Raw genomic sequence first — 24148 nt, 5'->3', positions numbered from 1 at the left:
GCATCATCGCGGGTTGCCCTGGGTTAACCCTGATGTCGCACGCTCCCCTGCCCTCCACCGCCCTGCACCCGGCTTCCACGCGCCAGTGGGAGCTGGACGCTCTGCGTGGCCTGCTGCTGGTGCTGATGACGCTGACCCACATGCCCACCGGCTTTTCACTGCCCCTGGGCCAGCCCTTCGGTTATGTGTCGGCGGCCGAGGGCTTCGTCTTCCTGTCGGCGGTGATGGTCGGCCGGGTGTACGGCGGCCTGGCGCTGCGCCGTGGCGACGAAGCCATGCGCACCGCCGTGTGGGCCCGGGCGCGGCGCCTGTACCTGTGCCAGATGGCCCTGCTGCTGCTGGCCTTCACCGTGATCGCCTGGCTGGGCCTGCGCAACCACCAGGGCGGCGTGACCGGCCTGCTGGAGTTCTACCTGGCCCAGCCCTGGACCGCCGTGGTGGCCGCCAGCCTGCTGGTCTACAACCCGCCGCTGCTCGACATCCTGCCCATGTACACCGTGTTCATGCTGGTCACGCCGTGGCTGCTGGCCCATGGCCTGCGCCAGGGCTTTGGGCTGGTGCTGTGCGGCAGTGCGCTGCTGTGGCTGGCCGAACAATGGAACGCCGGTGCCTGGCTGCACACGTGGCTGGCCGGCTGGAGCCCGGTGCCCTACCGCGACATGGGCGCCTTCCACTGGCTGGCCTGGCAGGGCCTTTGGGTGGCCGGCCTGTGGCTGGGCAGCCGCCGCGAACCGTTGCCGCGCCCGCCCTGGTGGCTGGTGCTGCCGGCCGCTACCTACGCCCTGACCATGCTGGTGTGGCGCCACAACGTGGGCCAGGACCCCATGCCCGGCGTGGCCGCCGTGGCCTTGCTGTTCGACAAGTGGGGACTGGGACCGCTGCGGGTGCTGAATTTCGCCAGCGTGCTGGTGCTGCTGCTGGCCGCCGGGCCGTGGTTGTCACGCCATCTGCCGCGTCTGGCCCCGCTGGAACTGCTGGGCCGCCAGTCACTGGCCGTGTTCTGCGCCCATGTGGTGGTGGCCCTGTTCACCCTGGCCTTTTTCGGATCGACCCAGGTGCAGCGGCCCTGGACCACCGACGGGGTGCTGCTCATGGGCGCCTTCGCGGCCCTGCTGCTGACCGTCCTGGCGCTGGAAGAGCGCCGTGCACGGGGTCGGTCCGGTGCCCGGCGTGCCCTCAGGGCCGAAGGTGGGCCGACACCACCTGCCGCCACAGCGCATAGCCCTCGGCACTGAGGTGCAGCTGGTCGCGCACGAACAGCTCGACGCGCGGCCGACCGTCGTTGTCGATCATGGGGGTGTGCACATCGACATAGTCCATGTTCGGACTGGCCAGCACCCAGGTCTGGATCAGCAGGTTGGCCTCGCGCATGGCGTCCAGCCAGGCCATGCGCGACGGGCTGGGCTTGATCGACAGGTAGGCCACGCGGGTGTCGGGCAGATCGGCGCGCACCCGGTCGGTCAGGCGGATGAAGCTGGCCAGCAGGTCGTGGGGGCCACGCCCCTCGGTCAGGTCGTTTTCGCCGGCATACACCATGAGCAGGCGCGGCCGGTGCGGCAGCACCACCGGCGCCACCCAGTCGGGCCATTCGTACAGGCAGGAGCCGCCCACACCCCGGCGCCGCACCGCACCGGCCTCGGGAAACGCGGTCTCCAGCCCGTGCCAGAGCCGCACGGACGAGCTGCCCACGAACAGCACGCCCCCGGGCACCGGCGGGTTCTGCCGGTCCGCCAGGGCGAAGGCGTCGAGTTCGGCGCGCCAGCGGCTCACGCCTGGCTTTCTGCCGGTTCGCCGGTGAGGCCCAGTCGGCGCATCCAGGCGGCCAGGGCCTGCTCGTCGGTGGTGCCGCCCTCGTAGGCGGCCAGCATGGCCGCGTGCGACTGGGGCCGGTGCTGGTTGAGCTTGACCTTGCACTGCCACTCCAGCACCCGCAGCTCGAAGGCGTGGATGCCGTTCATCATCTTGTGCTGGTAGTCCTCGGGCAGCGATCGCCACTGCTCGGCATAGGCCGGGTCGTGGTCGTGGATCAGGTGCTTGAGCAGGCGGTCCTTGTCGTCGAAGGACTCGATGAAGCGGGCCTCGACCGTGGCATGCACCGCCAGGTAGCTCCAGGTGGGCACCATCTGGCGCTCGGTGTAGACCCGGGGCGACATGTAGGCCTGCGGGCCCTGGAACACCACGCGGGCCCGGGGCCGCTGGCGCAGGAAGCCGGCGTGCGGGTTGGGTCGGGCCACATGGCCCAGCAGCGTGAAACCGCCCTCCTCTTCGATCAGGTGCAGGGGCAGCGGCGTGATGAAGGGCAGGCCCTGGTCGTCCACCGAAATCAGCTGGGCCAGCGGGTGGTCGCGAACGATGCGGGGCGCGATGGCAGGGTCTTTGGCGGCGAACTGGGGGGGCAGGTACATGTGCACTCCTGAACGGTCAGGGCTTTTCAGTTTAGTGGAGGGCTGACCGTCCGTCCGGCAGCGCGCTACAGTTCGCCCTCGTCGGCACCGAGTCGGCGCACCACCGAGACCGTTCCATGTCCGTCACGTTCCAGACCGTCAAACCCGGCGCCCGCCTGGCCGATCAGGTGGCCGCCACGCTGGAGGCCGAAATCCGCTCGGGCCGCCTGGCCGAGGGCGAGAAGCTGCCCACCGAACAGAGCCTGGTGCAGCAGTTCGGGGTGAGCCGGACCGTGGTGCGCGAGGCCATCTCGCGGCTGCGTTCGCTGGGCCTGGTCGATGCCCGTCAGGGCAGCGGCATGTTCGTCATCAAGCCCGATGTGGAGCCGCTGAAGTTCGACCCCCAGACCACGGCGTCCATCGAAGCCGTGCTTCAGATCGTCGAGGTGCGCCGTGCGCTGGAGGCCGAGGTGGCCGACCTGGCCGCGCAGCGCCGCCAGCCGTCCGATGTGGCGGCCATCCGCCGTGCCCTGGCCGCCATCGACGCGGCGGTGGCCGCCGGGCGCGACGGCGTGGAGGAAGACGTGGCCTTCCACCGCACCATCGCGCAGGCCGCCGGCAACCCGTTCCTCATCCGCACGCTGGACTACCTGTCGCAGTTCCTGCAGGACGCCACCCGGGTGACCCGCGCCAACGAGGCGCGGCATGCGCACTTTGCCGCCGATGTGCTGCGCGAACACGAGAGCCTGGTGGCGGCCATCGAGGCCGGCGATGCGGCCGCTGCCCGGGCCGCGGCGGCCCGCCACATGCACAACGCTGCGGCCCGCATCGGGCAGGCCGACCCGGCCTTCTGGCAGCAGGACGGCGCGCGCTACGCCCAGGCCCTGCTGCAGGCCCGTCGATGACGCCTAGGTGATAACCCGGATCGTGGCTGGCCTCTTGCAAGTTGTATGATGACCATACGACTAAAGCCCGACGGCAGGTGACCGGCTCCCCCGGTCCTTGCCGTTTTTCACGGAGACCCATCCCATGTCCACCGCCGCCCTGCTCGGCATCGCCCTGGCCAGCGTCGTTCTGCTGCTGGTCCTCATCATCCGTTTTCAGGTGCATGCCTTCGTGGCCATGATGCTGGTGAGCATCCTGGTGGCGCTGGTGGCCGGCATGCCGACCGCCGACATCGTGCCCACGCTCATCCAGGGCATGGGCGGCACGCTGGGCTCGGTGGCCATCCTGGTCGCGCTGGGCGCCATGCTGGGCCGCGTCATCGAGGTCTCGGGCGGGGCCGGCAGCCTGGCCCACCGGTTCACCGGCTGGCTCGGGCCGAAACGCGTGCCGGCGGCACTCACCGCTGCGGCCCTGGTGCTGTCGATCCCGGTGTTCTTCGACGTCGGTTTCATCATCCTGGTGCCCATCATTTACGGCTTCTGCAAGGCCGCCAAGGTGGACCCGGTGAAGTTCGGCCTGCCGGTGGCCGGCATCATGCTGGCCACCCATGTGGTGGTGCCGCCGCACCCGGGCATCGTGGGCGGTGCAGCGGTGCTGCAGGCCGACGTGGGCTGGATCACCCTGCTGGGCCTGGCCATCTGCCTGCCGCTGGCGGTGCTGTCGCAGTACGTGGGTGGCTGGCTGAACCGCCGCCGCTACACCATGCTGCCGGCCACGGCCGAACAGTTCGCCGCCTTCGATGCCGGCAGCGGCGAGAAGGAGCGCCTGGCCGCCCCGGGCGTGGGCGTGGTGCTGGCGCTCATCATCGTGCCGCTGCTGCTGATCATGCTGGGCACCACCGGTGCCACCCTGCTGCCCAAGGGCGACCCGGTGCGCGGCGTGCTGTCCTTCATCGGCGCACCGGTGTTCGCGCTGATGGTGGCCATCGGCATGGCCTTCTTCATGATCGCCAGGCGCCAGGGATGGTCGAACGCCCACACCAGCGAGGTGATGGAATCCGCCCTGCCCCCGGCCGCCACCGTGATCCTGGTGACCGGCGCCGGCGGCGTGTTCGCCAAGGTGCTGACCAGCACCGGCATCGGTGCCGCCCTGTCCGGCAGCATTGCAGCGGCCGGTCTGCCGCTGCTGCTGGCCGCCTTCCTGATCTCGCTGGCGCTGCGGGCGGCCCAGGGTTCGGCCACCGTGGCCATCCTGACCACCTGCGGCCTGCTGGCCGAAGCCGTGGCCAGCGGCGGCTACAGCACGGTTCAGGTGGCGCTGATCGCCGTGGCCATCGGCTTTGGCGGCCTGGGCCTGTCGCACGTCAACGATTCGGGCTTCTGGATCGTGACCCGCTACCTCGGCCTGAGCGTGGCCGACGGCCTGCGCAGCTGGACGGTGCTGACCACCGTGCTGGGCATTGCCGGTTTCCTGCTGACCGCCCTGCTGTGGGCCCTGATGGGCTGATGCCCCTGACCGAGAGGAACTCGACATGACACGACACGTTGGCCTGATCGGCCTGGGCGCCATGGGCGCCGGCATTGCCCGCACCCTGCGCACCAACGGATTCCATGTGCACGCCTGCGATGTGCGTTTTGAAGCCGCCCAGGCCTTCGCGGCCGACGGTGGCACCGCCTGGAAGACCCCCGCCGAGGTGGCTGCGGCCGCGCCGGTGGTGGTGTCGGTGGTGGTGAATGCCGCGCAGACCGAATCCGTGCTGTTCGGCGAAGACGGCGCGGCCGCAGCCATGCAGGCCGGCAGCACCTTCATCATGTGTTCCACCGTCGACCCGAACTGGTCGATGGCGCTGGAAGAAAGGCTGCTGGCCCAGGGCGTGCACTACATCGACGCGCCCATCTCGGGCGGCGCGGCCAAGGCCGCATCAGGCCAGATGACCATGATGACCTCGGCCCGCCCCGAGGCCTACGCCGCCGCCGACGCCGTGCTGGCCGCCATGGCCGGCAAGGTCTACCGCCTGGGAGAGAAGGCCGGCGCGGGCAGCAAGGTCAAGATCATCAACCAGCTGCTGGCCGGGGTGCACATTGCCGCCGCCGCCGAAGCCATGGCCCTGGGCCTGCGCGAAGGCGTGGAGCCGGCTGCGCTGTACGAGGTCATCACCCACAGCGCCGGCAACAGCTGGATGTTCGAGAACCGCATGGCCCATGTGGTGGCCGGCGACTACACGCCGCTCTCGGCGGTGGACATCTTCGTCAAGGACCTGGGGCTGGTGCTCGACACGGCCCGGGCCAGCAAATTCCCGCTGCCCCTGGCCGCCACCGCGCACCAGATGTTCATGCAGGCGTCCACCGCCGGCTTCGGCCGCGAGGACGACAGCGCGGTCATCAAGATCTTCCCGGGCATCACCCTGCCGGAGCGCCAGGCATGAAAGCGGCGCTGAAGCTGGGCTGCATCGCCGACGACTTCACCGGCGCCACCGACCTGGCCAACAATCTGGTGCGTGCCGGCATGCGGGTGGTGCAGACCATCGGCGTGCCACCGGCCGCGCTCGACACCGAAGCCGACGCCGTGGTGGTGGCGCTCAAGTCCCGCACCATCCCCCCGGCCGAGGCGGTGGCGCAGTCGCTGGCGGCCCTGCGCTGGCTGCAGGCCCAGGGCGCGCAGCAGATCTACTTCAAGTACTGCTCCACCTTCGACAGCACGCCGCAGGGCAACATCGGCCCGGTCACCGAGGCGCTGATGGATGCGCTGGGCACCGACTTCACCGTGGCCACGCCGGCCTTTCCGGACAACAAGCGCACCGTCTTCAAGGGCTACCTGTTCGCCGGTGACGTGCTGCTCAACGAGAGCGGCATGCAGAACCACCCGCTCACGCCCATGACCGACCCCAACCTGGTGCGGGTGCTGCAGGCGCAGACCCGCCGCCGCGTGGGACTGATCGACCACAGCGTGGTGGCGCGCGGCCCGCAGGCGGTCACCGAGCGCATCGCGCAGCTGCGCACCGAGGGCGTGGCCATGGCCATCGTGGACGCGGTGTCCAACGACGACCTGCTGCGCCTGGGCCCGGCCATGGCCGCCCTGCCGCTGCTCACCGCCGGCTCGGGCCTGGCCATCGGCCTGCCGGCCAACTTCGGGCTGGCGCCCTCCATCACCGCCGCCGAACTGCCGGCACCCCGTGGGCTGCAGGCGGTGGTCTCGGGCAGCTGCTCCACGGCCACCAATGCCCAGGTGCTGAACTTCATCCAGTCCGGCCGCCCGGCGCTGGCCATTGACCCGCTGCGCATCGCCGCCGGCGTGGACGTGTGTGCCGAAGCCCTGGCCTGGGCCCAGCCCCACCTGGCCGGCGGCCCGGTGCTGATCTACTCCACCGCCGAGCCGCGCGACGTCAAGGCCATCCAGGGCCAGCTGGGCGTGGAACAGGCCGGCGCCATGGTGGAGCGCACCATCGCCGACATCGCCCGGGGCCTGGTGGCCCTCGGCGTGCAGCAGCTGGTGGTGGCCGGTGGCGAGACCTCGGGTGCCTGCGTGCAGGCGCTGGGCATTGCGCAGATGCGCATCGGCCCGCAGATCGACCCCGGCGTGCCGTGGTGCCATGCGCTGGCCGATGCCGCGCTGCATGCGCCGGGCGGCTTGCACATCACGCTGAAGTCGGGCAACTTCGGCACGCCCGATTTCTTCACCAAGGCGTTCCGTTCCCTGGGCGCTGCCACCCCCACCACCCCCGCATGACCGAGCTGCTGTCTGCCGAGACCCGTGCCCGCGACGCCATCTGCCGCGTGGGCCAGAGCCTGTTCGAGCGTGGCTATGTGCACGCCACTGCCGGCAACATCAGCGTGCGGCTGGACGATGGCTTTCTCATCACGCCCACCGACGCCTGCCTGGGCACGCTCGACCCGGCCCGGCTGGCGCGGCTGGATGCGCAGGGCCTGCAGATCGGTGGCGACCGGGCCAGCAAGACCATCGTGCTGCACCGGCGCATCTACCAGGCCACGCGGGATGCCGGCCGCGCGGCCGGCTGCGTGATCCACACCCACAGCCGGGCGCTGGTGGCCACCTCCCTCCGCGCCGACAGCCGCGCGGGCGGCACCCTGCCGGCCGACGCCGAGCTGCTGCCCGCCATCACGCCGTACTTCGTGATGAAGGTCGGGCGCGTGCCCCATGTGGCCTACCACCGCCCGGGTGATCCGGCCGCGGCCGACCGCGTGGCACTGACCATTGCCCGCCATGCCGCCCAGGGGCGCCTGCTGCGGGCCGTGATGCTGGCCCGCCTGGGTCCCAATGTGTGGCACGACAGCCCCACCGAGGCCATGGCGGTGCTGGAGGAACTGGAAGAAACCGCCCTGCTGTTCAACCAGCTGGGCCCTGAACACGCGGTCCCGCTGAGCGAGGACCGGATCGACGAACTGCGCCAGCACTTTGGCGCCCACTGGTGATTGCCCATGCCCCGTTTTGCCGCCAACCTCTCCATGCTCTACAACGAGCTGCCCTTCCTGGACCGCTTCGAAGCCGCTGCGGCCGACGGTTTCCAGGCCGTGGAGTACCTGTTTCCCTATGCCTTCGACGCCGCCGAACTGGCCGCACGCCTGAAGGCCCATGGTCTGCAGCAGGTGCTGTTCAATGCCCCGCCCGGTGACTGGGACGGCGGCGAGCGCGGCCTGGCCTGCCTGCCGGGCCGCGAGGTCGAGTTTCACCAGGGCATCGACCGCGCCCTGGCGTATGCCCAGGCGCTGAACTGCCCCCGGGTGCATGTGATGGCCGGACTGGTGCCGCCCGACGCCTCGCCCGATGCCACCCGCACCACCTACATCTTCAACCTGCGCCAGGCCGCCCGGCGCGCGGCCCAGGCGGGCGTGACGCTGCTGATCGAACCCATCAACCCGCGCGACATGCCCGGCTTCTTCCTGAGCCGGCAGGACCAGGCCCACGCCCTGGTGGCCGAGATCGGCGAGCCCAATGTGAAGGTGCAGATGGACCTGTACCACGCCCAGATCGTCGAGGGCGACCTGGCCATGAAGATCCGCCAGTACCTGCCCACCGGCCGCGTGGGACACATCCAGATCGCCGGCGTGCCCGAACGCCACGAGCCCGATGTGGGCGAGCTGCACCACCCCTACCTGTTCGCCCTGCTGGACGATCTGGGCTATGACGGCTGGATCGGCTGCGAATACCGGCCGCGCCGCGGCGCCGTGCCCGGCGGCACCAGCGCCGGCCTGGGCTGGATCAGGCCCTGGGTGCCGGCGCGCTGACGCCCGGCTCGGCCGCCACCGGCTCGCCGGCGGCCAGCAGCTGCTCAAGCCGCTCCAGCCGGTGCCGGTGCGGCGTGGTGATGGCATAGAAGTGTTCCTCCAGCCGGGTGGACTGCCCCACCCGCACCAGCACGCCGTTGCGCAGCTCGTCCTGCACCACCACCTCGGGCAGCACGGTGAGCCAGCCGCTGTCGCGGGCGATCAGGCGCAGCATGGCCATGTCGTCCACCTCGGCGCGCAGGCGCGGTCGCACCCCGGCCGCCAGGCACAGCGCGTCGAACTGCGCGCGCAGCGCATGGCGCGGCCCGGGCAGCGCCACCTCCAGGCCATCCAGATCTTCCGGCAGCCGCAGGCTGCGCCCTGACCACGCACCGGCCGGCCCCACCAGCGAGATCGCCTGGCTGCCCAGAAAACGGCAGTGCACCGGGCGGTCGGGGTTGGTCGAGACCGGCTCGTTGGCCAGCACCACATCGAGCTGGTGGCGCGCCAGCCGGTCCAGCAGGTCTTCCAGCAGACCGGATTCGAGGGTGAGCACCACGCCCGGATCGGCCAGCAAGGGCCGTATCCACTGCTGCTGGTAGTTGCGCGACAAGGTGGCCACGCTGCCCACGCGCAGGCGCGTCATGCCCTCCACCCGGCCCTGCAGGCGGCCCAGCATTTCCTGGCCCAGGCCAAAGATGTTTTCGGCGTACGACAGCACCATCTGCCCGGTGGCGGTGAGCACCAGGCGGCGGCCCTGGCGTTCGAACAGCGGCTCGCCCAGGCGCTCCTCGAGCTGCCGGATCTGCGCCGACAGCGCCGACTGCGACACATGCATGTCCTGCGCGGCCCGGGTGAGGTGGCCGATCTTGGCCACCCGCCAGAAATAGAAAAGGTGGTGGAAGTTGAACTGGTCGAGCTGCATTGTTCTTTTATACCGAACAGTAGATTCTTAACAATGTATTTTACAGAATGGAATGCGGTCGGCACCATGCCGGGCATCGAGAAAGCCGCCCACGGCCCACCCCGCAGGACCCGACATGACCCCACCCGACGCCTTGCTCACCACCTTGCTGCCCGCCATCACCCTGGCGCCGGCCTTGCTCATGCTGCTGGCCATGCTGCTGCCGCTGCGCCAGCGCACCGGCGACCCGGTGATGCCCCACGCCGGCTGGACCGCGCTGCGCCGCCTGGGCCTGCTGGCCGTGGCCTTCAGCGCCGTGCCGGTGGTGCTGCACGTGACCGGGCTGATCCGGCCTGAACACACCCGGGCGCTCTCGCCCTGGCTGTCCAGCACCGCCTGGGCCGCCTGGATGGCGCTGCTGGTGCAGTGGCTGGGCACCGTGATCGCCGCGTTCTCGGCCCGTTACCTGCAGGGCGAGCGCCGCCAGGGTCGCTACATCAGTGCCCTGGCCGGCGTGCTGGCCTCGGTGCACACCCTGCTGCTGGCCGACCACTGGTGGGTGCTGATCGCCGCCTGGGCGCTGGTGGGGGTGGCGCTGCAGCAGCTGCTGGTGTTCTACCCCGAGCGGCCGTTTGCCCTGCTGGCCGCACACAAGAAGCGCCTGGCCGACCGCCTGGCCGACGGCCTGCTGCTGCTGGCCGCCGCCCTGGCCTGGAGCGCCGTGGGCAGCGGCAGCCTGCCGGCCCTGTGGGCGCATCTGGCCCAGCACGGCGCCGGCCCGGCGCTGCAGGCCAGCGCGGTCTGCCTGGCCCTGGCGGTGGTGCTGCGCACCGCCCTGCTGCCGGTGCACGGCTGGCTGATCCAGGTCATGGAGGCCCCCACGCCGGTGTCGGCCCTGCTGCACGCCGGCGTGGTCAACCTGGGCGGCTTCGTGCTGATCCGCTTCTCGCCGCTGCTGGACGCCGCGCCGCTGGCCCGCTGGCTGCTGGTGGGCGTGGGCCTGACCACCGCCCTGCTGGCGGGTCTGGTGATGCTCACCCGCATCAGCGTGAAGGTGCGGCTGGCCTGGTCCACCGTGGCGCAGATGGGCTTCATGGTCATGGAGTGCGGGCTGGGCCTGTACACCCTGGCCGCGCTGCACCTGCTGGGCCACTCGCTCTACAAGGCGCATGCCTTCCTGTCGGCCTCCAGCGTGGTGCGCGACGCGCGGCTGCAGCGCCTGCGGGCGCCCGCGGCCGGCGTTCGGGTGGGCAGCCTGGTGATCGCCCCGTTGATCGCTGCGGCGGTGCTGGCCGGTGCCCTGTCGGTGGCCGGCACGGTGGCCGCCTGGCTGAGCGGCAGCGGTGCGGCCCCGTCGGGCTGGCCCTGGTGGTGGAGCGGCGTGCTGGCCCTGGCCTGGGCGCCGCTGCTGTGGCTGCCGCTGACCGCATCGCCGGCGGCCGCCGGTTCCAGCGCGTGGCGCCTGGCCGCCGGTGCGCTGGCGATCGCCGGCCTGTCGGTGCTGGCCTATGCCGCCCACGCCCTGCCCCTGGGCACCACCGAGCGGCCGGACCACCTGCTGGGCCTGCTGGCCCTGGTCGGCATGGCGCTCATGTACCTGGCCCTGGCCGGGTTGCAGTGGCGTGCCCGCTGGCTCGAAGGCTGGCGGCGCTGGAGCTACGCCGGCTTTTACGTGGACGAGTTCTACACCCGCCTGACCCTGCGCCTGTGGCCCACCGACTGGGCGCCGCCCCGCGCCGGCCCCCTGCTGCCCGCCGGCATGGGCGACGACCCCTCCGCCCGCTGATCCACCCCGCACACCCCTCACGGAGCCGCACCATGGACGTTCTGGACACCCCCGCCACGCCCCGCGCATCGACCCCGCTGGACCCCGCCCTGATCGATCAGGCCTGCGAACGCGCCTGCGCCGCCATTGCGCCGGCCTGGCCGCTGGACCGCTCGATCGCGGTCAACCCGCACTGGGGCCGGGTGGACCGCCCGGTGCTGGAGGTGGCCGCCCGCATGGCGGTGCTGGGCGGCATCCGGGTGTTCCCGCCGCGCCGCCAGCTGCGCCTGGCCTGGCAGGAAGGCCGCGTGACCGAAGCCGATCTGCAGGCCGCCATCGACGAGCTCGGGCCGGACGCCGGCACGCTCTCGACCGCCGACTGCCTGGACGCGCTGGACACCGACACCCTGCCGCCGCAGCTGCCGCTGCTGATCGACGTGCTGGACGACGATCCGCGCCGCCACACCCGCCTGGCCTGGCGCCAGGCCATCACCCACCAGGTGAGCCAGACCTGCGCCGCCTTCTTCGACCGCCAGCAGGCCGACTGGCACCCCGACCGGCCGCACGACCTCTACACCTTCTGGCGCGACACCCTGGTGCACGACCACGGCATCGGCGTGCTCATGGGCCTGCCCGATCTGGGCCGCCGGCTCGATGGCCTGCCGGCCACCCGCACCGACGCCGAACGCTGGGTGCTGCAGCGCCTGGGCCTGCCGCCGGCGGTGTGGGCCGATTACCTGGAATCGGTGCTGCTCACGGTCAACGGCTGGGCCTCGTGGTGCGCCTACCTGGGCTGGGAAGCCCGCCTGGCCGGCGGCAGCGACGGCAGCCTGCGCGACCTGCTGGCCATCCGGCTGGCCTGGGGCGCCATCCTGCTGGACGACCGTGACCATGCCGACGCCCGGCGCGCCTTTGCCGCCCTGCAGGCCGACTGGAGCCGCGCCGCGCGCCGCCTGCAGCAGGCCCGCGAGACCCTGCGGCCCGATCTGGTGTGGCAGCGCGCCCTGGAAGTGGCCTACCAGCGCTGCCTGGTGCAGCGCCTGACCGTGCCCGGCCCGGTGCCGGCCGAGGTGCTGCCCGAGGTGGCGGTGCAGGCGGCGTTCTGCATCGACGTGCGCTCCGAGCCCCTGCGCCGTGCGCTGGAAGCCACCTGGCCCGCGGTGCAGACGCTGGGCTTTGCCGGCTTCTTCGGCGTGCCGGCGGCCTACACCCCGCTGGGCACCGAAGCGCGGCGTCCGCAGCTGCCGGGCCTGCTGGCACCGGGCATGGAGGTCACCGACCGCATCGACGGCGATCAGGACCGGCAGGCCGCCGACGCGCGCCAGCGCCGGCTGGCCATGACGGACGCCTGGCAGGCCAGCACCCGCTGGCCGGCGGCCGCCTTCTCGTTCGTGGAGGTGGCCGGTGCCGGCTACCTGGGCCGGCTGGTGAACTGGCTGCGCCCGGGCGCCAGCGAGCGCGCCCGCGACGACCTGCACGGCCTGCCGGCGCGCTACCGCCCGGTGTGCCGCCCGGCCCTGGCCGGCGTCGATCTGGAGGGCCGCATCGGCCTGGCCCGCAAGGTGCTGCAGGCCATGGGCCTGGTGCGCGACTTTGCGCCGCTGGTGCTGCTGGTGGGCCATGGCAGCCAGAGCGAGAACAATGCGCACGCCGCTGCGCTGGACTGCGGCGCCTGCTGCGGCCAGACCGGCGAGGTCAATGCCCGGGTGCTGGCCCGCGTGCTCAACGAGCCGGCGGTGCGCCAGGGCCTGGACCGCGAGGGCATCGCCATCCCGGTGGGCACGGCCTTCGTGCCGGCCCTGCACAACACCACCACCGACGAGATCGAGGTGTTCGACATCGACGCGCTGCCTGCCGCCGCCCGCAGCGCCTGGGAACAGCTGCAGCCGGTGCTGGCGCAGGCCGGCGACCAGGTGCGGCGCGAACGCGCGGTGCGGCTGGGTCTGGACCCGCGTGTGGGCGCCCAGGCCCTGCTGGAGCAGCTGCGCCGCCGGGCCAGCGACGGCGCCCAGACCCGGCCCGAATGGGGCCTGGCCGGCAATGCCGCCTTTTTGATTGCACCGCGCCAGCGCAGCCGCCATGCGGTGCTGGACGGCCGCAGCTTCCTGCACGACTACGACGCCGCCAAGGACCCCGACGGCAGCGTGCTGGAACTGCTGATCACCGCGCCTATGCTGGTGACGCACTGGATCAACTGGCAGTACCACGCCTCCACCTGCGACCCGCAGCACCTGGGCAGCGGCAACAAGCTGCTGCACAACGTGGTGGGTGGCGACATCGGCGTGTTCGAGGGCAACGGTGGCGACCTGCGCATCGGCCTGTCGCTGCAGTCGCTGCACGACGGCCACCGCTGGGTGCACGACCCGCTGCGCCTGACCGTGGTGATCGATGCGGCAGCCGGCTCCATCGACCGCATCATCGAGAAGCACGCCATCGTGCGCCAGCTGGTGGACAACGGCTGGCTGCACCTGTGGCGCTTCGAAGGCAAGGGCTTCGAGCGCCGCCAGGCCGGGGGCGGCTGGACGGCGGTGGCTTCAGCCGGCTGATGCGCCGGGCGCGTCGTCCACCTGCAGGCGGTGGGCGTGGAGCGCCTCGAAGATGGGCGCATCACCGAAGCGGAACAGGTCCAGGTGCGTGTCGGCATCGGCCTGGATGCACAGCGGCACCCAGGACGGCATGACGAACATGTCGCCCCGCTCCACGCTCCAGCGCTGCTCCCCCACCTGCACCGTGCCCCGCCCTTCAAACACCTGGAACACCGACGAACCCACCTCGCGCCAGGTGCGGGTGCGGCCACCGGCGCGCACCCGATGCATTTCGGTGCGGATGGTGGGCAGCACATCGCGCCCGTTGGTGGGGTTGGTGAAGCGCACGGCGGCATGGCCCGGGCTGACCGTGGCGGCATGGCCTTCGTCTTCGAGCGCGAGCTGATCGCTCAGTGCGCGGTCGGTGTCGACCCAGCGGTAGGCCAGCAGCGGCGTGGCCGGCGTCGGCTCGGGTTGCGAGACCGGGCGCAGGCCCGGATGCCCCCACAGCCGCTCCGACACCGAGCGCTCGGGCGTGGTGAGTTCGGCCGGCGAGAGCTGGTGGCGGCCGAACTCGAAGAACTGCGACTCGGTGTAGTACGAGAACGGGATGTCCAGCCCGTCGATCCAGGCCATGGGCTCGGTGGCCGCGTTGTGGTGGGCATGCCAGTTCATGCCGGCCTGGGGCAGGAAGTCGCCGCGCGACATGCGCACCGCGTCGCCGCCGACCACGGTCCACACGCCCTCGCCCTCCACCACGAAGCGGAAGGCGTGCTGCGAGTGGCGGTGCTCGGGTGCGTTCTCGCCCGGCATGAGGTACTGGATGGCGGCCCACAGCGTGGGCGTGGCATACGGCTTGCCGCCCAGCGCCGGGTTGGCCAGCGCGATGGCGCGGCGCTCACCCCCGCGACCCACCGGCACCAGCCGTCCGGCATCGGCCGCCAGGGCCAGCAGGCGCTGCCAGCGCCACAGGTGGGCCGAGGCCTTGCTGCGCGGGTGCGGCGGCATCAGGTCGCCGATCTCGGTCCACAGCGGCACCAGCAGTTCCTGCTCGAAGCCGCGGTAGAGCTGCTCAAGCGCAGGCGAAGGCTCGGGCTGGCCGGGTGCGGCCTTCATGGTCAGTCGAACGGGCGAGAGGGTGTTCTGATGGGACATGTCGGCGCTCCTCGGTTCAGGCCTGGCCGATGTTCAAGGCGATCGTGCCCACGCCTTCCACCCGACCCTCGATGCGGTCACCCGGCAGCACCGCGCCCACGCCTTCGGGCGTGCCGGTGTAGATGAGGTCGCCGGGTTGCAGGTGGTAGAACAAAGACAGGTCGGCCAGGATCTCGCGGATGTTCCAGATCAGCTTGTCCAGGTCGGACTTCTGCTTCGTCTGGCCATTGACCGACAGTTCGATGTCGCCACGCTCCAGCACCACGCCCGGCATGGGCACGATGGCGGACGCCACGGCCGACTGCTCGAAATCCTTGCCCAGGTCCCAGGGGCGGCCCTTGTCGCGGGCCACCAGCTGCAGGTCGCGGCGGGTCATGTCCAGGCCGCAGGCGTAGCCGAACACCAGTTCGTGGGCCTGCTCGGCCGGCACTTCAAAACCGGCCTTGCCGATGGCCAGCACCAGCTCCATCTCGTAGTGGTAGTTGCCGGTCTGCGGCGGGTAGGCGATGGTGGCGCCCGATTCCACCAGCGCCGTCGGCGTCTTGGTGAAGTAGAACGGACGCTCCGCCGCCTTGTCCACCGGACGGCCCATCTCGACCGCGTGCGCGTGGTAGTTGCGGCCGACACAGAAGATGCGGCCGACCGGGTAACGCTCGCTGCGGCCTTCGATGGCGAGCGAGGGGGTGGCGGGCGGGGTGAAGAGGTAGGCGGTCATGGGGTTCGGGGTTGAAAGTTCGGAAGAAAAGGCAAGAAGGCGGGCTCAGCCCTGCTGCAGGCAGTTGTCGACGTTCCAGCTGTAGAGCCATTCCATCGCATCGTAGAAGCGCTCCTGCGAACGGCCCTTCCACAGGGCATTGCGCACCAGCCGCTCCACGCCGGCGGCGTGGTAGAGCCGGCCCATCTCGCGGCCGGACAGCACGATGCGGGCGGTGCGGGTGATGCGGTTCTTCTGGTAGAGCTGCAGGGCGGCGTCCCAGTCGTCGTTCGTGACCCGCAAGGCCTCGCCCAGGGTGACCGCGTCCTCGATGGCCATGCAGGCGCCCTGCGCCATGTACTGCGTGGTGGGGTGGGCGGCATCGCCCAGCAGCGTGGCGCGGCCGAACACCCAGTTGCCGATGGGCTCGCGGTCGGCCGTGGCCCAGCGGCGCCAGCTCTTGGGCAGCTCGATCAGCTGCCGCGCCTTGGGCGAGATGCCCTGGAAGTAGGTTTCCACCTCGGCCTTGCTGCCGTCGGTCACGCCCCACTCTTCCTGCTGGCGGCTGTGGAAGGTGACCACGATGTTGTACTGCTCGCCGCCGCGCAGCGGGTAATGCACCAGGTGGCACTTGGGGCCGGCCCACAGGCTGGCAGCGTTCCACTGCAGCTCGGGCGGAAACTCGGACTTGTCCACCACCGCGCGGTACACCACGTGGCCGGTCACGCGGGGCGGATCGTTGACGTACTGGGCACGCACCACCGACTTCACGCCGTCGGCGCCGATGAGGGCGCAGCCGGTCCAGCGGTGGCCGTGCTGGTCGATGGCGGTCACGGTGCCGGCGGCTTCGTCCTGCTCGATGCGCTCGATGCGGGTGCTGGTGTGGAAGGCCACCCGTCCGGTCTCGCGGGCGCCTTCGAGCAGCGCCAGGTGCACGTCGGCCCGGTGGATGACGGCGTAGGGATTGCCGAAGCGCTGGCGGAAGGCCTCGCCGGTGTCGATGCGGCCGACCTGGGTCTCGTCGATGGCATCGTGCATGACCATGTAGTCGGTGTAGACCGCACGGCTGCGGGCCTTTTCGCCGATGCCCAGGGCGTCGAAGGCGTGGAAAGCGTTCGGCCCGAGCTGGATGCCGGCGCCGATCTCGCCGATCTCCGGCGCCTGTTCCAGCACCACCACCGACAGGCCGCGCCGCACCAGGGCCAGTGCAGCGGCGAGGCCGCCGATGCCGCCGCCACAGACGATCACCGGCCGGTCTTCCGGCCCTTTTGCCGCATCTGCACCCATGGGAGTCTCCGTGTTGGAATCTCCCGATTATTCAGTGTACTGATCTAAAGTGCAATGAAGGGGTTACCCGACCGGGCCGAACACATAGGAATCCATGGCCAGCATGCCGTGCGCAATGCCGCCCTCCACCACACTGGCCGGTGCCGGACCACTGCCGGTGTCCGACGCACCGGCCGCCACCAGCAGCGGCCAGAAGTGCTCGGCCGTGGGGTGGGCCCGCTGCGCATCGGGCGCATCGACCAGCGTGCGGCGCAACCGCACGCCGTCGGCCTGCTCCGCCGCCTCGCGCACCCAGGCCGCGAAGGCCTGCACGTAGGGCTCGTCGTCGCCATGGCCGCCCCGGAACTCGTACAGGTTGTGGGTCAGGCTGCCGGAGCCCACGATCAGCACGCCCTGTTCGGCCAGCGGCGCCAGCGCCCGGCCCAGCGCCCAGGCGCGTTCGGCGTCCAGTTGCGCGGGCAACGACACCTGGAACACCGGAACGTCGGCCTCGGGGAAGAGGTGCATCAGCGGCACCCAGGCACCATGGTCCAGGCCGCGGCGGCTGTCCACCCGCACCGGCCAGCCCGCCGCCGCCAGTGCCTGCGCCGCCTGCTCGGCCAAGGCCGGATGCCCCGGCGCCGGGTAGGTCAGCTGGTACAGCGCCGGCGCGAAGCCGCCGAAATCGTGAATGGTTTCCGGCGAGGCGACCGCGCCCACCACCGGCGTGGCCGTCGTCCAGTGTGGCGAGACCACCAGCACCGCTGTCGGGCGGGGCAGGCGCTGCCCCAGCGCGGTGAGCCGCGGGCCGGCCATGCCCGGATCGAGCGCAAAACTGGGCGCGCCGTGGGACACGAACAGGGTGGGCTGGCGGGGGGCGGTGGCGGTCATGGCGAAATCCTTTGAAGTCTCGGGCAAGCAGCCGCAGTGGCTGCATGTCCGAACTCTAGGGCTTTGCGCCGGATGGATAAATCAGCTGCAGCGGGAAGGATTGTTCCACCAAAGGAACAATGCCGAGCTCACTCCCACTCGATGGTGGCCGGCGGCTTGGAGCTCACGTCGTAGGTCACGCGGTTGATGCCGCGCACCTCGTTGATGATGCGGCCCGACACCTTCTTGAGCAGCGCATACGGCAGCTCGGCCCAGTCGGCGGTCATGAAGTCGCTGGTCTGCACCGCGCGCAGGGCCACCACGTAGTCGTAGGTGCGGCCATCGCCCATCACGCCCACGCTCTTGACCGGCAGGAACACGGTGAAGGCCTGGCTGGTGAGGTCGTACCAGCTCTTGCCGGTGGAAGGGTCGATGTGGTTGCGCAGTTCCTCGATGAAGATGGCGTCGGCCCGGCGCAGCAGGTCGGCGTATTCCTTCTTCACCTCGCCCAGGATGCGCACCCCCAGACCCGGGCCCGGGAACGGGTGCCGGTACACCATGGCCGGCGGCAGGCCCAGGGCCACGCCGAGTTCGCGCACCTCGTCCTTGAACAGGTCGCGCAGCGGCTCCAGCAGCTTCAGGCCCAGCTGCTCGGGCAGGCCGCCCACGTTGTGGTGGCTCTTGATGGTCACGGCCTTCTTGCTCTTGGCACCACCCGATTCGATGACGTCCGGGTAGATGGTGCCCTGGGCCAGGAAGGTCGCGCCCTTGTAGCTACCGCTGCCGGCCTTGAGCTTTTCGGCCTCGGCCTTGAACACGTCCACGAACAGCCGGCCGATGATCTTGCGCTTCTGCTCGGGCTCGCTCACGCCGGCGAGTTCACGCAGGAACAGCTCGCTGGCGTCCACCCGGATCACCTTGGCGTGCAGCTGGCCCTCGAACATGTCCATGACCATGTCCCCCTCGTTCAGGCGCAGCAGGCCGTGGTCCACGAACACGCAGGTCAGCTGGTTGCCGATGGCGCGGTGGATGAGCGCCGCCGCCACCGACGAATCCACGCCGCCGGACAGGCCGAGGATGACCTCCTCGTCGCCCACCTGCTCGCGGATCTTCTGCACCGCTTCCTCGATGTGGTCGCGCATCACCCAGTCCGGGCGGGTGCCGCAGATGCCCAGCACGAAGCGCTCCAGCATCGCCCGGCCCTGCACCGTGTGCGTGACCTCGGGGTGGAACTGCACCGCGTAGAAGCGGCGCGCCTCGTCGGCCATGCCGGCGATCGGGCAGCTCTCGGTGCTGGCCATGAGCTTGAAGCCCGGCGGCAGCTCGGTCACCTTGTCGCCATGGCTCATCCACACCTTGAGCATGCCGTGGCCCTCGGGCGTGGTGAAGTCGGCAATGTCCTTGAGCAGCTCGGTGTGGCCGCGCGCCCGCACCTCGGCATAACCGAACTCGCGGGTGTTGGAGCCCTCCACCTTGCCGCCCAGCTGCTGGGCCATGGTCTGCATGCCGTAGCAGATGCCCAGCACCGGAATGCCCAGCTCGAACACCGCATCGGGGGCGCGGTCGTCCACCTCGTACACGCTGGCGTGGCTGCCGGAGAGGATGATGCCCTTGAGCTGGCCGTCGGCCGCGTACTCGCGCACCCAGTCGCTGCTCACGTCGCAGGGATGGACCTCGCAGTACACATGCGCCTCGCGCACACGGCGGGCAATCAGCTGGGTGACCTGGGAGCCGAAATCGAGGATGAGGATCTTCTGGTGCTGCATGGCGGGCGGTGGTGTCTGCGAAGAAATGAAAAAGGCCGTCCCGGTGGACGGCCTGGTGAGCGGGACGGGTCAGTCCGCGCGGTAGTTGGGGGCTTCCTTGGTGATCTGCACGTCGTGCACATGGCTCTCGCGGATGCCGGCCGAGGTGATCTCCACGAACTCGGCCTTGTTGCGCATGTCCTCGATGGTGGCGCAGCCGCAGTAGCCCATGGAGGCCCGCAGACCGCCCGCCATCTGGAAGATGATGGACACGACCGAGCCCTTGTAGGGCACGCGGCCTTCGATGCCCTCGGGCACCAGCTTGTCGGCATTGGGGTTGCCGGTGCTGCTTTCCTGGAAGTAGCGGTCGGCGCTGCCCTGCTGCATGGCACCGATGGAGCCCATGCCGCGGTAGCTCTTGTAGCTGCGGCCCTGGAACAGCACGATCTCGCCCGGCGCCTCTTCGGTGCCGGCGAACATGCCGCCCATCATGACGGTGCTGGCGCCGGCCGCAATGGCCTTGGCGATGTCGCCGCTGTAGCGGATGCCGCCGTCGCCGATCAGGGGCACGCCGGTGCCCTGCAGGGCGGTGGCCACGTTGTCGATGGCCATGATCTGGGGCACGCCCACACCGGCCACGATGCGGGTGGTGCAGATGGAGCCCGGGCCGATGCCGACCTTGACCGCGTCCGCGCCGGCTTCCACCAGGGCGAGTGCCGCCGCGCCGGTGGCGATGTTGCCGCCCACCACGTCGATCTGCGGGTAGTTCTGCTTGACCCAGCGCACGCGGTCGATCACGCCCTTGCTGTGGCCGTGCGCGGTGTCGACCACGATGGCGTCCACACCGGCCTTGACCAGCGCTTCCACGCGCTCTTCGGTGCCCTCGCCCACGCCCACCGCCGCGCCCACGCGCAGGCGGCCGGCGGCATCGCGCGCGGCGTTCGGGAAGTTGAGCTGCTTGGTGATGTCCTTGACGGTGATCAGGCCCTTGAGCTCGAAGGCCTCGTTGACCACCAGCAGGCGTTCCAGCTTGTGCTTGTTGAGCAGCGCCTTGGCCTCGGCCGGGGTGGTGCCTTCGGGCACGGTGATGAGGCGCTCGCGCGGGGTCATGATCTCGCGCACCGGCAGGTCGTAGCGGGTCTCGAAACGCAGGTCGCGGCCGGTGACGATGCCCACCACCTTGCCGCCGTCGACCACCGGGAAGCCCGAAACCCCCAGTTCGTCGGAGAGCTTCATGACCTCGCGGATGGTGGTGCCCGGCGCAATGACGACCGGATCGCGCAGCACGCCGGATTCGTAGCGCTTGACCTTGGCCACCTGGGCCGCCTGCTCCTGGGCCGTGAGGTTCTTGTGAACGATGCCGATGCCGCCTTCCTGGGCGATGGCAATCGCCAGGCGCGCCTCGGTCACGGTGTCCATGGCGGCGGACACCAGGGGCAGGTTCAGGGTGATGTTGCGGGAGAAACGGGTGGCCAGCGAGGTGTCCTTGGGCAGGACCTGGGAGTAGGCTGGGACCAGCAGAACGTCGTCAAACGTGAGCGCTTTGCCGAGGAGGCGCATGGGTCAATCTCCAAAAAACGGATTGTACCCGCGCCCTCCGGCCCGGCCCGGCGGCGCTACACTTTGGCGCATGAAGACACCCGCCGCCCTCCCCCGCCTGCTCCTGGTCCTGCCGCTCGCCTGCCTCACGGTCGCTGCCCATGCCCAGTGGCAGTGGATCGATGGCACCGGCCGCAAGGTCTTCAGCGACACGGCCCCGCCCCCCGGCACCCCCGAAAAGAACATCCTCTCCCGACCTGCCGCCACCCGCGCAGCGCCGCCGGCCGCACCCGTGGCCGCTCAGCCGGCTGCCGCCGTTCCGGGCTCGGCACCGGTGTCGGGCGTACAGGGCGGCGCCCCGAAGGAAGCGGTCGATCCCAAGCTGGAAGCCCGCAAGCGCGAGGCCGAGGCCGCCGAAGCCGCCAAGAAGAAGGCCGAGGAAGAGCGCATGGCGCGCCAGCGCGCCGAGAACTGCGAGCGTGCGCGCAGCGCCAAGGCCACGCTGGATTCGGGCGTGCGCATCGCCACCACCAGCCCCAGCGGCGAACGCTCCATCATGGACGACGCGGCCCGGGCCACCGAGCAGCGCCGGGTGGCCGACGCCATCCGCACCGAGTGCGGACCGGCACCCAGACCGGCCCAGTAACCGGCTCAGTAACCCGACTTGGCGCCCGGGCGCCGACGCGAGAACAGACCCGTGCTGCGGGCGCCCTGCCCCGCAAAACGCTCCCGGCGCGCCACCTTGGGGTCCACGCGCAGATCGCGCACCAGCTCCACCCGGTCACCGTCCTGCAAGGGCTGGTCCAGCGGGGTCTTTCGGCCCCACATGCCCACAAACTGCCCCGCTGGCAGCCCACCCGTGCCGTCGAGCCAACGGGCAGCCCTCAGGGCATCGGCCACGGTGGCACCTGCTGGCAACTGCAGGTGCATCTCGGTCACCGTGCGGGGCGCCGGTGCCTGCATGAGCGTGATGCGCAAGGCCATGTTGGTCAGCCTGCGCCGTAGACCTGGTCGGCCCGCTTGACGAAGGCATCGACCAGGTTGCCGGCGATGCGGTCGAACACCGGCCCGACCACCGACGACAAGGCCTGGCTGGAGAAGCCGTAGGTCAGCGTGAATTCCACCTTGCAGGCCCGCTGGCTGCCATCGCCCAGCGGGGTGAAGGTCCAGCGGCCGTCGAGCCGTGAGAACGGGCCGTCGACCAGCTGCATGTGCACTTCGCGATCGCTCACATGCTGGTTGCGGGTGGTGAAACTCTGGCGGATGCCGCTGATGGACATGCCCACGCGGGCCACCATGCCGTCGTCTGTCTGTTCGAGCACCTCGCCGCTGGCGCACCACGGCAGGAACTGGGGGTAGTGCTGCACATCGGTCACCAGCGCGAACATTTCCTGCGCGCTGTGCCACAGCAGAACGGACTTGTGGATGGTTTTCATACAATCGGCGCCCTGCGCGGCAACCTTGCCGTGCCTGGGCGGAACCCGCAATTTTAGGGGGCTTGCCCTGGCGGCCTTCCGCCCCCACCTGAATCCCCATGTCCCAAGCCTCTCACAAAGCCGGCACCCAGGCCGCATCCAAGGGCTCGGCCCGCCAGCCGGCCGACACCCGCATTGCCGACAACAAGAAGGCGCTCTTCAACTACCACATCGAAGAGCGCTTCGAGGCCGGCATGGTGCTGCAGGGCTGGGAGGTGAAGGCCCTGCGCGAGGGCAAGGTGCAGCTCACCGACGGCTATGTGCTCATCCGCGAGGGCGAGCTCTTCCTCATCGGCTGCCTGATCAACCCGCTGCGCACCGCCAGCACGCATGTGTCGGCCGACTCGGCCCGCACCAAGAAGCTGCTGCTGCACAAGGACCAGATCCGCCGGCTGATCGGCAAGGTGGAGCAGAAGGGGCACACCCTGGTGCCGCTGAACCTGCACTGGAAGGCCGGCAAGGTGAAGTGCGAGGTGGCACTGGCCAAGGGCAAGGCCGAGCACGACAAGCGCGACACCATCAAGGAACGCGAAGGCAAGCGCGAGGTCGAGCGCGCCATGAAGTCCCGCCACCGCTGAGGTGGCGGACAGGCACCGGGCTCAGCCCAGGTGGCGCAGCGGGTGGGCGGCTGCCGGCCAGGGCGACACGAAGAAGGCGGCCACGTCGGACGGCTGCACGTCTTCCACCCGGGCCGGATTCCACTTCGGCGCGTGATCCTTGTCGACCGCCAGCGCACGGATGCCTTCCACGGTTTCGCTGGCGGCACCCGGGCGCAGGTGGAAGCAGCGGCGCACCATGTCGCGCTCCATGCGCAGGTCATCGGCCAGCCCCATGCCGCGCGCACGGCGGATCTGCTCCAGCACCACATGCAGCATGAGCGGCGAACGGTGGCGCAGCACGTCGGCGGTGTGGCGGGCCCAGTCGCTGTCCAGGGCTTCCAGCGCCTGCACGATGGCCGTGGCGCTGTCCAGCGCGAACACGCGGTCCACCTCGGCCACCGGCCACACCGGGGCCGGCACCTGGGTGCTCAGGTGGCTGGCCACCCAGCGCTCCACCGCATCGCCGTTCTCGAACGGCGTGGTGGCCAGGCTGGCCCACAGTCCGGCCAGACGACCCGACTCGATGAAACCGTCAGCCAGGCCGGCGGCCATCGACTCCTGCCCGGCCAGGATGCGGCCGGTCAGCGCCAGGTACTCGCCCAGACGACCTGCACAGCGGCTCAGGAAGTAGCCACCGCCCACATCCGGAAACAGGCCGATGTGGGTCTCGGGCATGGCCAGCTTGCTGCGCTCGGTCACCACCCGCAGGCTGGCGCCCTGGCTGATGCCCATGCCGCCGCCCATGCAGATGCCGTCCATGAAGGCGATGTAGGGCTTGGGATAGGTGTGGATCAGGTGGTTGAGGGCGTATTCCTCGGTGAAGAAGTCTTCCAGCTCCGGGTTGCCCGAGAGTGCGGCCTGGTGGAAGAAACGGATGTCGCCACCCGCACAGAACTGCCCGAACGGCCCTTCCTTGCCGGTGCCCCGGATGGCCACGGCCAGCACGGCCGGGTCGTCACGCCAGGCCAGCAGCGCACCGGCCAGATCGCGCACCATCGACAGCGACAGCGCGTTCAGGGCCTTGGGGCGATTCAGGGTGATGCACCCCACGCGGCCCTGAACCTCGGCCACCACCCATTGCTCGTTGTTCGACATGCAGACTCCGTGAAAAAGGCCGGTC

23 protein-coding genes are annotated in these 24148 nt (G+C 70.5%); 11 read left to right on the top strand and 12 right to left on the bottom strand.

Annotated features, from left to right (window positions below; genetic code table 11):
* Positions 1–32 precede the first annotated feature (32 nt).
* A complete protein-coding gene (gene opgC, locus WD026_RS04005; protein ID WP_425722354.1) occupies positions 33–1235 on the top strand; it encodes an OpgC domain-containing protein in 1203 nt (400 codons plus the stop codon).
* On the opposite strand, the gene WD026_RS04000 is transcribed toward opgC, so the two are convergent.
* On the bottom strand, positions 1177–1770 hold the full coding sequence (locus tag WD026_RS04000) for a GDSL-type esterase/lipase family protein (protein ID WP_425722353.1): 594 nt from the start codon (positions 1768–1770) through the stop codon (positions 1177–1179). The genes opgC and WD026_RS04000 overlap by 59 nt on opposite strands.
* On the bottom strand, positions 1767–2405 hold the full coding sequence (locus WD026_RS03995) for an FMN-binding negative transcriptional regulator (protein ID WP_425722352.1): 639 nt from the start codon (positions 2403–2405) through the stop codon (positions 1767–1769). Before WD026_RS03995 ends, WD026_RS04000 begins: the two co-directional genes overlap by 4 nt.
* Before the next feature lie 116 nt (positions 2406–2521).
* Here WD026_RS03995 and WD026_RS03990 point away from each other — a divergent pair, with 116 nt between their 5' ends.
* The 6 genes from WD026_RS03990 (at position 2522) to otnI (ending at position 8512) form a co-directional block, all read left to right on the top strand.
* Complete coding sequence (locus tag WD026_RS03990) at positions 2522–3289, top strand: FadR/GntR family transcriptional regulator (protein ID WP_425722351.1); 768 nt, start codon at positions 2522–2524, stop codon at positions 3287–3289.
* Positions 3290–3413: 124 nt separating this feature from the next.
* Entirely contained in the window at positions 3414–4775 is a 1362-nt protein-coding gene (locus WD026_RS03985) for a GntP family transporter (RefSeq protein ID WP_425722350.1), read from the top strand.
* 25 nt (positions 4776–4800) lie between these two features.
* Positions 4801–5694 carry an L-threonate dehydrogenase gene (ltnD, locus tag WD026_RS03980; RefSeq protein WP_425722349.1) on the top strand — a complete coding sequence of 298 codons (894 nt, stop codon included), beginning with the start codon at positions 4801–4803 and terminating at the stop codon, positions 5692–5694.
* Positions 5691–6995: a 3-oxo-tetronate kinase gene (gene otnK, locus WD026_RS03975; protein ID WP_425722348.1), complete on the top strand. Its 1305-nt coding sequence runs from the start codon at positions 5691–5693 to the stop codon at positions 6993–6995. The genes ltnD and otnK overlap by 4 nt, the downstream gene beginning before the upstream one ends.
* Positions 6992–7699, top strand: coding sequence for an aldolase (locus WD026_RS03970; protein ID WP_425722347.1), 708 nt, complete (start codon positions 6992–6994; stop codon positions 7697–7699). Before otnK ends, WD026_RS03970 begins: the two co-directional genes overlap by 4 nt.
* Before the next feature lie 6 nt (positions 7700–7705).
* On the top strand, positions 7706–8512 hold the full coding sequence (otnI, locus tag WD026_RS03965) for a 2-oxo-tetronate isomerase (protein ID WP_425722346.1): 807 nt from the start codon (positions 7706–7708) through the stop codon (positions 8510–8512).
* Here otnI and WD026_RS03960 read toward each other — a convergent pair.
* The gene (locus WD026_RS03960) at positions 8487–9416 is read right to left on the bottom strand and encodes a LysR family transcriptional regulator (RefSeq protein ID WP_425722345.1); all 930 of its coding nucleotides are present in this window, start codon (positions 9414–9416) and stop codon (positions 8487–8489) included. The two genes, otnI and WD026_RS03960, sit on opposite strands and share 26 nt — an antisense overlap.
* A 115-nt stretch (positions 9417–9531) precedes the next feature.
* On the opposite strand from WD026_RS03960, the gene WD026_RS03955 reads away from it, so the two are divergent.
* The gene (locus tag WD026_RS03955; protein ID WP_425722344.1) at positions 9532–11181 is read left to right on the top strand and encodes an NADH-quinone oxidoreductase subunit L; all 1650 of its coding nucleotides are present in this window, start codon (positions 9532–9534) and stop codon (positions 11179–11181) included.
* 32 nt (positions 11182–11213) lie between these two features.
* Positions 11214–13706, top strand: coding sequence for a YbcC family protein (locus WD026_RS03950; protein WP_425722343.1), 2493 nt, complete (start codon positions 11214–11216; stop codon positions 13704–13706).
* Here WD026_RS03950 and WD026_RS03945 read toward each other — a convergent pair.
* The 6 genes from WD026_RS03945 to guaB all read right to left on the bottom strand — a co-directional run bounded on the left by WD026_RS03945 (position 13695) and on the right by guaB (position 20975).
* The gene (locus tag WD026_RS03945) at positions 13695–14840 is read right to left on the bottom strand and encodes a cupin domain-containing protein (protein WP_425722342.1); all 1146 of its coding nucleotides are present in this window, start codon (positions 14838–14840) and stop codon (positions 13695–13697) included. The genes WD026_RS03950 and WD026_RS03945 overlap by 12 nt on opposite strands.
* A 16-nt stretch (positions 14841–14856) precedes the next feature.
* Positions 14857–15555 (bottom strand): fumarylacetoacetate hydrolase family protein, encoded by a 699-nt coding sequence (locus WD026_RS03940; protein ID WP_425722341.1) that lies wholly within the window; start codon positions 15553–15555, stop codon positions 14857–14859.
* Between the two features lie 45 nt (positions 15556–15600).
* The gene (locus tag WD026_RS03935) at positions 15601–16821 is read right to left on the bottom strand and encodes a 3-hydroxybenzoate 6-monooxygenase (RefSeq protein WP_425722340.1); all 1221 of its coding nucleotides are present in this window, start codon (positions 16819–16821) and stop codon (positions 15601–15603) included.
* Positions 16822–16884: 63 nt separating this feature from the next.
* Positions 16885–17691, bottom strand: coding sequence for a dioxygenase (locus WD026_RS03930; RefSeq protein ID WP_425722339.1), 807 nt, complete (start codon positions 17689–17691; stop codon positions 16885–16887).
* A 128-nt stretch (positions 17692–17819) separates the two neighbouring features.
* A complete protein-coding gene (gene guaA / locus WD026_RS03925) occupies positions 17820–19436 on the bottom strand; it encodes a glutamine-hydrolyzing GMP synthase (RefSeq protein ID WP_425722338.1) in 1617 nt (538 codons plus the stop codon).
* A 69-nt stretch (positions 19437–19505) separates the two neighbouring features.
* Positions 19506–20975, bottom strand: coding sequence for an IMP dehydrogenase (gene guaB, locus WD026_RS03920; RefSeq protein ID WP_425722337.1), 1470 nt, complete (start codon positions 20973–20975; stop codon positions 19506–19508).
* A 70-nt stretch (positions 20976–21045) separates the two neighbouring features.
* Between guaB and WD026_RS03915 the strand changes: the two genes are divergently transcribed.
* Positions 21046–21600, top strand: a complete 555-nt coding sequence (locus WD026_RS03915; RefSeq protein ID WP_425722336.1) for a DUF4124 domain-containing protein — start codon at positions 21046–21048, stop codon at positions 21598–21600.
* 5 nt (positions 21601–21605) lie between these two features.
* Here WD026_RS03915 and WD026_RS03910 read toward each other — a convergent pair whose 3' ends face one another.
* Together WD026_RS03910 and WD026_RS03905 are read right to left on the bottom strand one after the other, a co-directional pair.
* Positions 21606–21938, bottom strand: a complete 333-nt coding sequence (locus WD026_RS03910; RefSeq protein ID WP_425722335.1) for an RnfH family protein — start codon at positions 21936–21938, stop codon at positions 21606–21608.
* A gap of 5 nt (positions 21939–21943) precedes the next feature.
* A complete protein-coding gene (locus WD026_RS03905) occupies positions 21944–22390 on the bottom strand; it encodes a type II toxin-antitoxin system RatA family toxin (RefSeq protein WP_425722334.1) in 447 nt (148 codons plus the stop codon).
* Positions 22391–22488: 98 nt separating this feature from the next.
* On the opposite strand from WD026_RS03905, the gene smpB reads away from it, so the two are divergent.
* The gene (gene smpB / locus WD026_RS03900; RefSeq protein WP_425722333.1) at positions 22489–23007 is read left to right on the top strand and encodes an SsrA-binding protein SmpB; all 519 of its coding nucleotides are present in this window, start codon (positions 22489–22491) and stop codon (positions 23005–23007) included.
* 21 nt (positions 23008–23028) lie between these two features.
* On the opposite strand, the gene WD026_RS03895 is transcribed toward smpB, so the two are convergent.
* Positions 23029–24123, bottom strand: coding sequence for an enoyl-CoA hydratase/isomerase family protein (locus WD026_RS03895; RefSeq protein ID WP_425722332.1), 1095 nt, complete (start codon positions 24121–24123; stop codon positions 23029–23031).
* Positions 24124–24148: the final 25 nt, after the last annotated feature.

Origin of the sequence: Hydrogenophaga sp. R2 (assembly GCF_049843595.1) — a bacterium.
Taxonomy (GTDB): domain Bacteria; phylum Pseudomonadota; class Gammaproteobacteria; order Burkholderiales; family Burkholderiaceae_C; genus Hydrogenophaga.
Note: the sequence above shows the minus strand (reverse complement) of the source record. Positions and strands in the feature narration are given on the sequence as shown.